The sequence below is a fragment of the Rahnella sp. 1L-D-7-B-C2 genome, from assembly GCF_057290995.1.
Map to the genome: position 1 here is coordinate 1 of NZ_JBXAVQ010000010.1, position 13,467 is coordinate 13,467.

Sequence of the window (13,467 nt, forward strand, 5' to 3'; positions counted from 1 at the left end):
GCGTTTGTTACGTCCGGTCATAATGTCACCTGTTTTGACTATGAGGCGATGATATCACCTCTATTCAGGTGGCCAAATTAACTATGCCACTACAGCCCCAACCTTTAAGCTCGAGGTAGCGATGGTCGTCAAAACGATAAACTACTTGAATAGGTTGGTCTTTAGCACTTGCTGTACAAACCAGCAACAAAGTTAATGTCACTATTATTTTAAATCCTTTCATTTATGTCCCTATTATTTAAGCTCTTCATCATTAAGAGATTTCGGCATATCCCATTGCGCAGGCCAGATATGTTCTGAGTTAACCAGTTTTTCCGGCGTCCATATCACAGCGCATATGATCCCAACCCTGATAGTTTTTTACTTCGGGGATTTGTTGGGGTAAATCTTGCCAGTTGGTTTTGAATTGGGAGGTGTTTTCTTTCAGCCCGAGTTTGGTCATATAAACCATTCCCCAGCCTTCCCCCGGTGCACTTGGCTTAAGAATATGATCGGCACCGTCTTCAGAGGTGAACGGTATACCAGGCCCACCGGGTAGGATACGTGGGTCTTCAAAAGGTTTCGACGACATATACAGGCTGTGCTTTGTCTGTAAAAAACCCTGGTTATTAACCACGGTGAAGGACTTAACGTCCTCACGAGAAGCACGATCCATTCCACTAGGTTCATTAGGCCCGGATGAAAATCCTACGTTTTCCCATGTCAGACCATTGTCTTTTGAGACCCTAAAACCACTAACGTCCCAGGCAGGAACAGCAATATAACGTTCTGAAGGGTGAACAAATTTACGGGTAAAGATCCGATAAAACTGGAAATATAACTGAGAGTGTATACCCCGCTGCGTATCAGTGAACCATAGCTCACCTTCACAGTCATATCCGGTTAGTTCCAGATAGCGATGGTCGTCGAAACGGTAAACCACCTGCGTGGGCGGTTGCTGCGGTCTGAACTGACACCCTGTAACTGCTACTACCAGCATCAGTATGGCTAATCCTTTCATTGTTAGTTTCCCTGTTATTTTAATTCTGAGTCCTTCAGTGGTTTAGGCATATCCCATTGCGCAGGCCAGATATGTTCTGAGCTAATCTGTTTTCCCCGCGTCCATATCACAGCGCATATGATCCCAACCCTGATAGTTTTTTATTTCGGGGATTTGTTGGGGTAAATCTTGCCAGTTGGTTTTAAGTATCTGGGTAGAGTCTTTTAATCCTAGTTTGGTCATATAAACCATTCCCCATGCTTCGCCTGGAGCACGAGCCTCAAGAACCTGAACAGTCCCATCCTCTAGCGTATAAGGAATACCCGGGCCGCCGGGAAGAATGCGTGAGTCTTCAAAAGGTTTCGACGACATATACAGGCTGTGCTTTGTCTGTAAAAAACCCTGGTCATTGACCACGGTGAAGGACTTAACGTCCTCACGAGAAGCACGATCCATTCCACTAGGTTCATTAGGCCCGGATGAAAATCCTACGTTTTCCCATGTCAGACCATTGTCTTTTGAGACCCTAAAACCACTAACATCCCAGGCAGGAACAGCAATATAACGTTCTGAAGGGTGAACAAATTTACGGGTAAAGATCCGATAAAACTGGAAATATAACTGAGAGTGTATACCCCGCTGCGTATCAGTGAACCATAGCTCACCTTCACAGTCATATCCGGTTAGTTCCAGATAGCGATGGTCGTCGAAACGGTAAACCACCTGCGTGGGCGGTTGCTGCGGTCTGAACTGACACCCTGTAACTGCCACTACCAGCATCAGTATGGCTAATCCTTTCATTTTTAGTTTCCCTGTTATTTTAATTCTAAGTCCTTGAGTGGTTTAGGCATATCCCATTGCAGGTTTACCACTTCATGATTGTGAATTTCCGGATAACGGGCAGGCGTAACTGTGGTGCTGTTGAAATACTGGTTCACCACATCCTTGGGTAAAATTCTATCCGGTTTGCTCATAAAGTCTTTTGTACCAATGGGTAATTGCCCTGACCGATAATATTCTAAAGCATCATCAAATCCATTTTTCGGGTCGCGCCAGTCAGCACGATGCAGCAAGTCTGCCCAAAATTGTCCATCCCTAAAGTCAAACGATTTACACTGACCAATAGCCAGATCAAACGCCATTGCATGAGAAGGAGAAAATTCACTCATCACAATGGATGAATGTTGACTGTAACCCACAGGATCCGTCGCCAGCCATTCCCTTTCCAGCTCTTCACGTGTTTTTAGCCACGTCAGCTCCAGTTCCATGTGTTCTTTATTTCCGACCACCACACCTTTGATGACCTCCTTCTGCCTCTCGGCACTTTCGATTTCCCGCTCTTCTTTTGTCAGAACGTGCCCCGGTCTCCAGGAATATGGCATCCTGTTGCTTATTGGGAAATTTTCAGTGAATGTCCGGCTGATAACGCCTGCCTTCGCAGAATATGAAATATTCTGATCGGGGCTTTCCGGATTAATATCCCCCTCATAAGGTGTGTCACAGGTCTTCGGATCATCATCAGGATGATTGTCCTCACCCATCAGTTTAAAGGTAAAGGTTTCAGGTAATTCCTCACCGTTGACTATCACATCCTGATAGTTATAACTGGCGTTCATCACTGGCGTAGTTTTGAAATCGCCGACTTGTTTTATGGGCACTGAAAATGGTTTTCTTTCAGGTTTATTTCCCACCACGCCGTGCTGATAAAATACACGCTGATACAGATTAGGGATATTTAGAGAAATCTCCTGCTCTATACCACGCCAGCCAAAACCTTTGATATTCTGCAACGAAACGGTGCCATCATCCGGGCAGAAATAATTGTAAACCTTGCCATTATTGTTACGGTTGAAACGCGGATCGCTATGCCAGTGGTTCTGATCCGCCCCCCCAAGTACAGATAAATCCTCGAAATCGGCAATTTCATTCTCCGTATGGGAGCCACCTTTGTACTGCGTCGCCATCAGTTTGCAGAAATTTTTGAACGTTTTTTGACGTGCGTCAGTGGTCTGGTGATGCCCTTCCTGAAGGTTTTCACTAAAACGGCTTTCCAGCGAGTACGGTGAGTGATTGAGGATCGTGCAATTTACCGGATCGTACCCCATTTGTTTCACAATCATGTTCGCCAGCATGGTGATGATGGTGCCCTGACTATGGGCGACGATATTAATGACATCTTTGCTGGTTTCTTGTTTTTGACGAATCTGCAGTATCAAATCGGCCAACCGCTGTGCGGCAAAGAACTGATAGATACGATGCGGGTTGTGGTAAATGGGATGCGTGTAATCTCCACCGTTGGCATACAAAGTGCCAAAACCTGCCGCTGCGACCACCATGCCATTCGAACCCGGCCCCAACATATCAGGGATATTGGTTGTCGCATTGGCAAAGGTGCCACCATTTTTGGCAAAGTGTGAATCAAGGGCATTTTTGAAACAGTCGTTCTGAAACTTCACGCTGTTGTGCCCATCATTTCCCTGAGCAGCCATCTTTTTCGGATCATTTTCCTGGTAGGCATCGTAGGGCACCTTCGCGCCATCGCTTAATTTACTGACTTCGTCACGATAACGTTTCTGGTCGGCAACATAATCATCGTGCGTGACGGGCTTATAGCCCCAGTAAAAGGGAATGACGGGCGAACGTCCCGGTGCGGAACTATTTTCCTGCACGTTTTGACCAGGAATGGCGAGGTAGTTTCGCCACTCATGCGCGCATAAATCGGTGCGACTGAGCCGCTTTTTCAGCCCGTTAACAATGCCCGTTTCCTGATTCTGGTAGGCTTCACCCACATCGTTCACACCATGAATCAGAATAACGATGCAGGGCATCGGATTAAGTTTGTCTTCATCTTTACTGTTCACTTCGGCACCGGTCGTGGGAAGATCCGCCACACGGATTTCTTCCGCCAGTTGCGGAAGTGGGTCCTGAACAAGACCCGCCATATTCACCGTATTTCGATGATTCATGAACATCTTGTCAGTTAACCGGCATGCGGGCTTACCTTCGAAGAACACGTCAAATGAGTGGCTAATCCAGTCAGCTTCCGCCCTGTTTGTGCCAGATTTGACCCCGCCCATTGAGCCAGATTCATCATAAACGCTGCGCGCAAACATCGAACCAAAGTTGGCGATCATATTGCCACCGTCTGCAAAGACGCTGCTTGTGCCGTTCGTTAGATCAGCTGAGTACGCTTCATTTTCATAGGGAACAGGTATGGCATAAGGCGGTGTTTTACAGACATCTGGTAAGGTGTTGTGAGTGATCCCGCCACTGCCTTTATGACATAGAGTTAACCCATTAATATTGATGGTTATCATGTTTTTCCACTCCCTGGATTAATGGCTTCAGCACGACAGCACAGCGCTGATGATCATCCGAACTCGATAGCACTAAAATACCTGTTTCAGTGCCGGTTTCTGTTTTTAATTGCCATGCGGCCAATGCCAAATGTGTTATCAAGCTCGCACACCCAAGGTCGCCGCTGGCAAGTACTGGCGCAACCCGCTGAAAATTATCCCTAAGAACGCCGCTCAGCCGAGATAGCGTAAAGCCATATTCATCAAAGCGATAAATCTCACCGTTTACATCGGTAAAAAGATGCGAAACCGCATTGGTATTGGCTAGTTTTATCGCTGCCTGAGCAGCACCGCTAAGCCCGAGAGCGAGGCAGGGTTGGTCATCATCACGCAAAACGCGTTCTTGGCCTGTTGAAATCCCTTGTAAATGACACCAACAGGGCAGGGATTTTTCCTGTACCAGTATCAGTACCGCAGCGCCTTCACTGGGGATCCTTCCGTAAGGATTACTTCGGGCTTCGCCTTTATAAAAAGAGTGGCTGTTATGGAGCAGGTGTTGATCTTCAAGCCACATCAGCGTTTCAGGCGGTAACCAGCTCTCGACGGCAACGACGATATCAATAGTCAATGCGCGATCCTGCGTCTGCAGCTGGCGGACCTGAAGAATGGCATTCCCCGCCTCTGCATGGCCGCCCCGCAGCACCACAATCTGTAGGCAATCTGGCAGGCGTAATGATATTGATGCAGTTAGCGCTGATGCCAATGTTAAGGGAACTCCAGGTCGTTCAGCTGGAGGTAATATCAACCAGAGGCGCGATGGCAAAGCCGCATATTCTCCGGCTGATAGCAACGCATCCTCTACTGCATTGTCTGCAATCACCTGCCAGCGTGAAATGTCGAAAGTTAATTCATGCTGAGGAAAATAACTGGCTTTCACCGGCATACCGCAACGATCGACAACAAAAGGATGCTGTCGCGTGAGTGAAAATTGTGTTCTGACAGCGATATCAGCCAATGCCAGCGTCGGCCCCGATGGGAACGAACAACCAGCCGCGATAATTCCGACACTCATATTAATTGCTCCCACTCTTTGAACTGCGCTTGCAGAACCGGTAGGCGCGGATGCAGACGTTTTTTCTCTGTAATCGTCGTGACGTCCAACATATTGACTTTGCGGTGGCATGGTAATGTCGTATGCCATACCACACTCAGGCGTGGATAATCTGGCTCAATAATGACCGTATGTAACTTCGCTCTGTGTACGCTCACACTGTCATCGGTAAACTCGGTTCTGAAATTCAAAGAAATTTTTGGGATTGCGAAACTGATAATATTTGATTTGCTGAATGACGGCGGCGTAAGGTTCGCCAACGTGACGACCTCATTCCCTCGTAATTGTCCGGCGGCATACTGTGGAGGAGGTGCTATTTGCCAAAAACGAGAATCAAAATCTTCCGGTAATAACGGGGCGCGCGTTTCCTGCCAACGTTGATCATAAACACCAGCATGTCGTAATCGTTCCGGCCAATGGCGAGGAACGACGCCAAATCCCGGGTAACCTGAGTCAGATAAAAACTCTATTTGTGGAAGCTGTGATTTCCCCTTCACTGGCGTCTCATCAACGGCAACTCCAAGAGGATTACAAACATCAGCGTCAGGCAAACACCCGCACGCCATAAAGGGATATCGTAAGGGTGTTCTCAGAAATTTAGTGGGAGTATGGTAGGCCCCCCCATCCCAAACTCGTACCCCACTCACTTTCGCAAGACGGCATATCCCGGCAACTTTCATACCAATAAATACTGTGCTAACCGGCGTATTATTTGGTGCCCAAGCATGTCCCAATAACAGAATATCAGTTGCGTTTTTCTCCGGCCCTAAATCTGTTTCATACAACATCTCATCACTATTGGAAAACATTGTTACGCCACTATTTACAGGCAAAGATGAGGATAATAAGGTTGAGCCATCGGTTCGAATATCATAGGTCGCTTTCACCGCCACAGTCCAAACTTCAGCGCCATTAACATCTCTATACCATCCTCTTTCAGCACTATAAGGCGTATCATTTTTGAGGTTCCACATTCTGTGTTCCTTAGTTAAGGTCGATACGCCCACCAGAAAGACGATTAACGCCTTCAGCATCGCTGAGGATATAGTCGCCTTTCAGCACAATTTTTCCGTTGGGATAGAGAGTGATGCTTGACTTCCCACAGCTGAGCGTTATTTTTTTCTCTGAATGAAAAACAATTTCCTGAGGGGCTTCACATTTGGAATTATCAGATTCTGATATTTTTTTATTTTCTGTAATTAACATGATTATTTATCCTTATCTTCATTACCATCTGGGTTTACGAAGAAAAGAGGGAGTTGAAAGAGAGCTTACCTCTTGCTTAAGATATTGCAGACGAGCAACAGCCAAAGGATGTAACGCAAGTAAACCCTGATGCAATACTGTTTTTAGCCCTGCAACTGTCACAGGATAGCCACCAATATAAGGAGAGGACTTATCAAAGTTGCTGGAATTAATATTCCACCATCTCTGAAAAGCAGTCTTGTCGGGCCAACTGAGTGCCTCATCAGACTCATTCACTGGGATGATATCGTGCTGATCGTTATGATAAGTCGATGAGAGAAGCGAAATTTCACTCCTCCAGCCAGCCTGTTCCAGACTACTGCCCGTAATCATAACGATTGAAGCAGCGCTCAGACGGGCATATTCTGGTGACTCAAGATACTCACTGAGTATGGAGATATTTTCCGGTATACCCGACATGCCAAGTGCCTTCAGATAAAGGCGTTTGTCTGATGATTTCTGGCTGAGTAAATTAAGGCAGTTAACTGTTACATAATCCGTATTAAGCAGATACAACATAACCGCTCGCTCACGAACCTTACCACTACTACACTCGATAAGTCTGATAAGTAACAATTCAATTGAAATATCCCGATACGGTAAATTACGCTCCAATATTGCTTTTATTACCCCCAGACTGATCTGAACATCCGACGAATTGGCAAGTTGACTGATCAGTGAAAAATAGTTTGGATGTTGCTGGTGGTAAAGTACATAAATCAATCCGGGTATTGCTATTGGCAGTGTAGTCAATCTGCTAATTTCACTATTAGTTAATACTGGCATCTGCGAAGCAACACCTGTTTGATATGCTGCTATGACACCAACAACCGGGCTAAATATCGCTAAATCCAAAAATGACGACTTTGAAGCAGACCATGCAACTAAAGGTTCAACCGCAGAGAGTAAATGCGGCATTGCTTGTATAAGCCCCATACATCCCTCAAGTAGTCTATAATTACCCGAATGGGAAGAAAAAGTACCTATGGCAAACACATCGCCACAACTCAATGGAGATTCAAGTTGAGACTCCAAATAAGCACAAGCGTCGTCTTTAAGATAAAGCAATCCTCCAATGTAAGTTTGTAGACGCTTATCCCACTTAACCAGGTCGTCAGTATTATGGTGATAGGATTCCAGAAGACCATTTCGTCGACGAAAATCCAGCGATAACATATCGGCATATTGCTCCGCGAGCACAGGCGCAATACCTGTTTTTAGATTCATCATCAGTTGATATTCACTTTCCCTGAGACTTGTTTAATGTCTTGCTCCGCATCCAGCAGGATTTTTACGCCATTCAACGTAATCGTCCCGTCCTTATTCATTTTCAGCAGGCACTCCCCCACTTTAATGATCAGACTCTCTTTTACCGTCAGCGTGTAACTTTCACCGATAGTGATGTCCTGAGATTTTGTGACTTTTTCAGTATCGCCTCCTGTAATCTCGCTACTTTGGTTGTTGCCGACTTTGGCATGCCGGTCATTTGTCACATCCAGATGCTGGTCATTTCCCACAGTGGTACGGTGGTCATGCCCAATATCGAGTTTTTGGTCGTTGCCGACCTTAATCTCGCGATCATTCGCCACGGTCGTCTTTTGGTCATGCCCTCCCGCCTTCTCTTTCCCAACCGTCACCGTCTGCCCTTTCCCCACGGTTTCCGTATGGTCTACGGCCACGTCGGTCATGCGGTTGTTCAGCACCACCGTTTTCATATCCTTCTGCGCATGCATCGACAGGAGTTCCTGCAGGGTTGCGTCCTCGAACATCAGCTCGTTGTAGCCGTTGCCTTTGTACGTCTGCGAGCGGATCGCCATCTGAGTTTTGGTGCCCGGAAGACTGCCGGGGGAGCGGTTGCTGGCGTGGTAGGTGCGGCCGGTGATGATTGGCTGATCCGGGTCGCCGTTGAGGAAATCGACGATCACTTCCTGCCCGACGCGCGGGATGGCGATGTTGCCAAAGCCGGTGCCCGCCCACGCCTGCGAGACGCGGATCCAGCAGGAACTGTAGTTGTCGGCTTTGTTGTAGCGATCCCACGCGAACTTCACCCGCACGCGGCCGTGCGCGTCGCAGAAGATTTCTTCCCCCGGCGGGCCGGTGACGATGGCGATTTGCGGGCCGTCGATGCGCGGTTTAGGCTTGGGCGTGGGGCGCCAGGTTTGGGTGGAAGGGATTACTTCAAACTCGGTATTGAGCGTGGTGCCCTGGCCTTCCTGACCAATCCGCGCTTGCGGCTGATCGCCGTGCATCTCGATGGCGACCACCTGCCAGTTGGCGTTCAGGTCTTCACGCGGATGGTCGGTCAGGGCAAAGCGCACGCCGGGATAAAACTGCGGCGAGTTGGTGCTGCCAATCACCACGTCGGCGTTGTTGCGCCAGCCTTCCATCTGATATTTGGCGAAATCGGCGCCGTGCTGCTCGTCTTTGAATCGCCCCGGGTAGTCGAACACGTCATACACCGTGTGCTGGTGAACCATATTTGAGGCTTTTTCCTGATACTGCGCCTGCCAGTTCGGCGCGGTGAAGGTGTAATCCTGCGTGATGACCCTGGAAGGACGAACCTGCGCAGTGCGGCGGAAGTTGTTGATGCAGTAGGTGGCCGCTTCGGAGGCAGCGTTCGGGTTATACGCAAACGCGCCGATGCTGATCAGTGCGCTGCAGTTGTCCGCGAAGGTGAGCTTCTGATCGTTGGCCTTGAGGAACTCTTCCTCGTAAAAGAAAATCCCCTCTTCGGCGAGCAGCCGCGAAATAAAATCGTAATCGCTTTCCATAAACTGGACGCAAAACTCCCGCCAGTTGTGGCTGGAGCGAAACAGCGTGTCGTGTTTAAGCACGCCCATCTCCCTGAGCAACGGGTCGAGAATGGCGACGATGTTCAGGTTCTGAAAACTGCGGCAGTTTTGCCGCTGGGAGCTGCGCCAGAAATACGGGCGGATGGTCAGGCGGTACTGCGTCTGGTGTTTTCCGGTGTCCCCCTGCTCATAAAAAGTGACAATGCCGCGCACCCGCCGTTTTATCTCATCGCCCTGCCAGATGGTGAGCGTCGCCATTTCGTCCAGGACTTTATCGACGCCGACGGCCGGGTCGCTGCTCACCAGCACCACGTTCAGGGTAAAAAGTTCGGAATAACATTGGGAAAGATGAAAGCTGACGACGGCGAAGGTGTCGCGCGTCGCGGTGCCTACGGTGAAGGTAAAGCGGGTTCCGTTGAGTGGCATGATGTCATTCCTTCGATACACTGAGGATAACGCCCTGCACAAAATGCGCAGGGCGTTGACTTAAAACCTGAGGGGTCAGGCTTCCAGCGGTGCGCGCCAGTCGTCTGCACCAGAAGTACCGGCAGAGACGTGTTCCCACTCAATTTTTCGATAAGCCAGTGAGACTTCGATCAATTGGGTGAATTCACGTTTTGCAGGATCCTGACAGTGAGGCATGTGGCAGTTAATATCCACGATGGTTGAGTCAGTCAGGCGAGTCGTGAAGAAATGTTCCTGCTTACCTTCAACCGATGTACGGAACCACTTCAGTTCGGTGGTCGGCAACATTTCGCCAGAAGCTAATGCGTTATAAAGCAGCGGAACGGCTTTATTCAGCGCCACGGTGAAGATGAAAGGTTTATGCGCACGCTGACCGGCTGGCTGACCTGATTGCGGGTCAGTTGGAACAGTAACGATGTGCTGAAATTCTTGCACCAGCATTTCGTTTTCGTGGCCCTGGACATAAATATTACCCACAGATTCTGCTGTAAAAGCACCTGCAGTGATATTACCTTGGGTCTGACCATTCATAGAGATATAACATGGGGTAGGCATCGTAAAACTCCTTGTAAATAGAACATACCAGTGGTTATTAAGAATGTCCCTTACCCATCAATTCGTTAACCACTCAGCGCTCGTTATAATGAAATAAAACAAAAATAGAGAAACCATACATGTATATTTAGATTAATTTTTGGAAAGTACTTTCCAAAACAACTGTCTGAAACGGGTCATATTGACGGGGTGGGGACGGCAGTAAAATAACACCATTCTTAAAACTTGCAAATGATAAAATCGTATAACAAGCACTCATGAAATTAAATACAACTCATGAATGAATCAAAGAATTAGCATATTTAAAAACAATTGAAATAATATTAAAAATACAAATAAAACACTAAAAAACAATACCTTAAAGATAAACCGCCGCGCATGGCGAAATGTTTTTGTTTTTCTTTAATAAATTTTTTAATGAATTTTATATACAAATAAATTTTGATAGTGGTAATTTAGCCAGCATCAACAAGAATCCAATAAAACATCAAAAAGCTCCATGAGCTTGATGTACATACCCGTATTTTTATCAAAAAAGCTAATCACATCACCGACAGGCATGTAACATTAAGGATAACCAAATATGAGCAATACTAAAGACGGCAGTGTCGCACCTAAAGAGCGGATTAATATTCGCTATGTACCAAAAGCGGATGGATTAAGCTCTGAAGTAGAGTTACCGCTAAATCTTTTGATTGTCGGTGACATGAAAGGCCGGCCGGAAGATATGCCAATTGATGAACGTTCAGCGGTCTCGGTGAATAAAAATAATTTCAACTCAGTGATGGGCGAAACAGGCATCAGCCTGAACTTTAGCGTTGAAAACTCGCTGAGTCCTAAGAAAGGTGAAGATATTCAGATCGAACTGGATATCAAAGCAATGGAAGATTTTTCCCCGGATAACATCGTTAAACACGTACCTGAACTGAAAAAACTTCTGGAACTACGCGAAGCGCTGGTCGCTCTCAAAGGGCCGATGGGCAATGTGCCCGCTTTCCGGACTCAATTGCAGGCTCTGCTGGACCAGGAAGAGTCTCGTATGCAGCTCCTTAAAGAGCTCGACATCGTCAACAAGGCGTAATTTAAAAAGGGATTTTAACTATGTCATTACAGGAAGAACTGTCCTCATCCGTTGTGGGATCGGCCGCGCCACAAACGTCGCTTCTGGATGAAATCATGGCGCAGACCCGCATCCAGCCTGAATCCGATGGCTATGATGTCGCCCGTCAGGGTGTGGCTGCGTTTGTTGCCAGTATTCTGGAAAGCGGCAGCCATGCAGAACCCGTCAACAAGCTTGCCGTTGACCGCATGATTGCTGAACTGGATAAGAAACTCAGCCAGCAGATGAATAATATTCTGCATGCAGAAGCATTCCAGCAGGTCGAGTCATTCTGGCGCTCGATGAAGCTGCTGGTTGACCGTACTGATTTTAAAGAAAATATTAAAATCAATATCCTGCATGCGACGAAGGAAGAGTTGCTGGAAGATTTTGAATTTGCCCCTGAGATTGTCCAGTCCGGTTTTTATAAACACGTGTATTCCTCAGGATATGGCCAGTTCGGCGGCGAACCGATCGCTTCCATCGTCGGCAGCTATGCCTTTAACAACACCGCACAAGACATGAAACTGCTGAATTATGTCAGCGCCGTCGGAGCCATGGCTCATGCGCCATTCCTGACTTCCGTAGCACCCAACTTTTTTGGCCTTAACTCGTTCACCGAGCTGCCAACAATTAAAGATATCTCCTCTATCTTTGAAGGCCCCGGCTACACCAAATGGCGCGCACTGCGTGAAACAGAAGATGCCCGTTATTTAGGTCTGACCGCGCCACGCTTCCTGTTACGCCTTCCGTATTCCCCGGTAGAAAACCCGGTGAAGAAGTTCAACTATCAGGAAGATGTCAGCAGTCACCACGAGGATTATCTGTGGGGCAACACCGCTTATCTGCTGGCCAGCAGCCTGACCGACAGCTTTGCGAAATATCGCTGGTGTCCGAACATCATCGGCCCGCAAAGCGGCGGTGCCGTGAACGATCTGCCCGTGCATATGTTCGAAGCGATGGGCCAAACGCAGGCCAAAATACCGACCGAAATTCTGATCACCGATCGCCGTGAATTTGAACTGGCAGAAGAAGGTTTCATCACACTGACCATGCGCAAAGGCAGCAATAATGCCGCGTTCTTCTCCGCCAACTCCGTTCAAAAACCGCGTAAATTCCCGGGCACCCCTGAAGGTAAAGTGGCTGAAACCAACTATAAGCTGGGTACCCAACTGCCTTATATGTTCATCATTAACCGCCTCGCTCACTACATCAAAGTCCTGCAACGTGAACAAATTGGTTCCTGGAAAGTACGTAACGATCTGGAACGCGAGCTGAACAACTGGATCAAGCAATACATCGCCGATCAGGAAAACCCACCGGCGGATGTCCGCAGCCGCAAACCGCTGCGCGCCGCCAAAATTGACGTGTTGGATGTAGATGGCGATCCGGGCTGGTATCAGGTCGCGATTTCTGTTCGCCCACATTTCAAATACATGGGAGCCAATTTCGAACTGTCCTTAGTTGGCCGGCTGGATAAGGAATAATCACGATGATGCCAGGTCGGAAAAGGGATGTCTCAGCCAGTCTGTTTGAACGTATCGGAGGAGAAACATCAGGTTTCTCCCATTCGGCACAGGTCGAGCGTTTACAAAAATCGATTAAACGGAATCTGCGCAACATTCTCAATGCCCGGCCTGGCAGTTGCCAGAGCACATCAGGGTTAGGGGTTATCGATCTTAATGATGCGACAGCAACCTCTGCTGATTTCCGAAAAACGGTTGAAGACGCTATTCAGGAATGTATTGAACAGTACGAGCCACGGGTAAGAAAAGCAGAAGTCCAGGCGGTCAATAACGATGGATATAGCCCGATGGATCTTAACTTCCATATTGTTGCCCATGTGGACTTCAACGGTTTACGGGATGTCGTGGAATTTAATATGCAACTCGATAATCATCACCACTATCAACTGGATTAAGCGA

Annotated in this window: 13 protein-coding genes; 3 read left to right on the forward strand and 10 right to left on the reverse strand. The window is 47.7% G+C overall.

What is annotated here, in order from left to right; genetic code table 11:
- Positions 1-64: 64 nt before the first annotated feature.
- The 10 genes from AC0Z7K_RS16115 to AC0Z7K_RS16160 form a co-directional block, all read right to left on the reverse strand.
- The gene (locus AC0Z7K_RS16115) at positions 65-223 is read right to left on the reverse strand and encodes a T6SS immunity protein Tli3 family protein (protein ID WP_485615176.1); all 159 of its coding nucleotides are present in this window, start codon (positions 221-223) and stop codon (positions 65-67) included.
- Positions 224-301: 78 nt separating this feature from the next.
- Entirely contained in the window at positions 302-1,000 is a 699-nt protein-coding gene (locus AC0Z7K_RS16120) for a T6SS immunity protein Tli3 family protein (RefSeq protein WP_485615177.1), read from the reverse strand.
- Positions 1,001-1,081: 81 nt separating this feature from the next.
- Complete coding sequence (locus tag AC0Z7K_RS16125; RefSeq protein WP_485615178.1) at positions 1,082-1,780, reverse strand: T6SS immunity protein Tli3 family protein; 699 nt, start codon at positions 1,778-1,780, stop codon at positions 1,082-1,084.
- Between the two features lie 14 nt (positions 1,781-1,794).
- On the reverse strand, positions 1,795-4,296 hold the full coding sequence (locus AC0Z7K_RS16130; protein WP_485615179.1) for a T6SS effector phospholipase Tle3 domain-containing protein: 2,502 nt from the start codon (positions 4,294-4,296) through the stop codon (positions 1,795-1,797).
- Positions 4,277-5,347, reverse strand: coding sequence for a hypothetical protein (locus tag AC0Z7K_RS16135; protein ID WP_485615180.1), 1,071 nt, complete (start codon positions 5,345-5,347; stop codon positions 4,277-4,279). The genes AC0Z7K_RS16130 and AC0Z7K_RS16135 overlap by 20 nt, the downstream gene beginning before the upstream one ends.
- Positions 5,344-6,360: a DUF2169 family type VI secretion system accessory protein gene (locus tag AC0Z7K_RS16140; protein ID WP_485615181.1), complete on the reverse strand. Its 1,017-nt coding sequence runs from the start codon at positions 6,358-6,360 to the stop codon at positions 5,344-5,346. Before AC0Z7K_RS16140 ends, AC0Z7K_RS16135 begins: the two co-directional genes overlap by 4 nt.
- Positions 6,361-6,370: 10 nt before the next feature.
- Positions 6,371-6,592, reverse strand: coding sequence for a hypothetical protein (locus tag AC0Z7K_RS16145; protein WP_413531433.1), 222 nt, complete (start codon positions 6,590-6,592; stop codon positions 6,371-6,373).
- Between the two features lie 21 nt (positions 6,593-6,613).
- Positions 6,614-7,861, reverse strand: coding sequence for a hypothetical protein (locus AC0Z7K_RS16150; protein WP_485615182.1), 1,248 nt, complete (start codon positions 7,859-7,861; stop codon positions 6,614-6,616).
- On the reverse strand, positions 7,861-9,849 hold the full coding sequence (tssI, locus tag AC0Z7K_RS16155; protein ID WP_485615183.1) for a type VI secretion system tip protein TssI/VgrG: 1,989 nt from the start codon (positions 9,847-9,849) through the stop codon (positions 7,861-7,863). The genes AC0Z7K_RS16150 and tssI overlap by 1 nt, the downstream gene beginning before the upstream one ends.
- A 75-nt stretch (positions 9,850-9,924) precedes the next feature.
- Positions 9,925-10,443, reverse strand: a complete 519-nt coding sequence (locus AC0Z7K_RS16160) for an Hcp family type VI secretion system effector (RefSeq protein ID WP_413530628.1) — start codon at positions 10,441-10,443, stop codon at positions 9,925-9,927.
- A 583-nt stretch (positions 10,444-11,026) separates the two neighbouring features.
- Here AC0Z7K_RS16160 and tssB point away from each other — a divergent pair.
- Genes tssB through tssE form a run of 3 tightly spaced genes read left to right on the forward strand, consistent with a single transcriptional unit; the run spans position 11,027 to position 13,463 of the window.
- Positions 11,027-11,524 (forward strand): type VI secretion system contractile sheath small subunit, encoded by a 498-nt coding sequence (tssB, locus tag AC0Z7K_RS16165; protein WP_413530627.1) that lies wholly within the window; start codon positions 11,027-11,029, stop codon positions 11,522-11,524.
- Positions 11,525-11,544: 20 nt separating this feature from the next.
- A complete protein-coding gene (gene tssC / locus AC0Z7K_RS16170) occupies positions 11,545-13,029 on the forward strand; it encodes a type VI secretion system contractile sheath large subunit (RefSeq protein ID WP_485615184.1) in 1,485 nt (494 codons plus the stop codon).
- Positions 13,030-13,034: 5 nt separating this feature from the next.
- Positions 13,035-13,463, forward strand: a complete 429-nt coding sequence (gene tssE / locus AC0Z7K_RS16175; protein WP_485615185.1) for a type VI secretion system baseplate subunit TssE — start codon at positions 13,035-13,037, stop codon at positions 13,461-13,463.
- Positions 13,464-13,467: the final 4 nt, after the last annotated feature.

Excerpts from the sequence above, each read along its gene's own strand:
- AC0Z7K_RS16145 (WP_413531433.1), bottom strand. The coding sequence starts at position 6,592 with ATGTTAATTACAGAAAATAAAAAAATATCAGAATCTGATAATTCCAAA.
- AC0Z7K_RS16160 (WP_413530628.1), bottom strand. The coding sequence starts at position 10,443 with ATGCCTACCCCATGTTATATCTCTATGAATGGTCAGACCCAAGGTAAT.
- AC0Z7K_RS16140 (WP_485615181.1), bottom strand. The coding sequence starts at position 6,360 with ATGTGGAACCTCAAAAATGATACGCCTTATAGTGCTGAAAGAGGATGG.
- AC0Z7K_RS16120 (WP_485615177.1), bottom strand. The coding sequence starts at position 1,000 with ATGAAAGGATTAGCCATACTGATGCTGGTAGTAGCAGTTACAGGGTGT.
- tssE (WP_485615185.1), top strand. The coding sequence starts at position 13,035 with ATGATGCCAGGTCGGAAAAGGGATGTCTCAGCCAGTCTGTTTGAACGT.
- tssB (WP_413530627.1), top strand. The coding sequence starts at position 11,027 with ATGAGCAATACTAAAGACGGCAGTGTCGCACCTAAAGAGCGGATTAAT.
- tssC (WP_485615184.1), top strand. The coding sequence starts at position 11,545 with ATGTCATTACAGGAAGAACTGTCCTCATCCGTTGTGGGATCGGCCGCG.
- tssI (WP_485615183.1), bottom strand. The coding sequence starts at position 9,849 with ATGCCACTCAACGGAACCCGCTTTACCTTCACCGTAGGCACCGCGACG.
- AC0Z7K_RS16150 (WP_485615182.1), bottom strand. The coding sequence starts at position 7,861 with ATGATGAATCTAAAAACAGGTATTGCGCCTGTGCTCGCGGAGCAATAT.
- AC0Z7K_RS16135 (WP_485615180.1), bottom strand. The coding sequence starts at position 5,347 with ATGAGTGTCGGAATTATCGCGGCTGGTTGTTCGTTCCCATCGGGGCCG.
- AC0Z7K_RS16130 (WP_485615179.1), bottom strand. The coding sequence starts at position 4,296 with ATGATAACCATCAATATTAATGGGTTAACTCTATGTCATAAAGGCAGT.
- AC0Z7K_RS16125 (WP_485615178.1), bottom strand. The coding sequence starts at position 1,780 with ATGAAAGGATTAGCCATACTGATGCTGGTAGTGGCAGTTACAGGGTGT.
- AC0Z7K_RS16115 (WP_485615176.1), bottom strand. The coding sequence starts at position 223 with ATGAAAGGATTTAAAATAATAGTGACATTAACTTTGTTGCTGGTTTGT.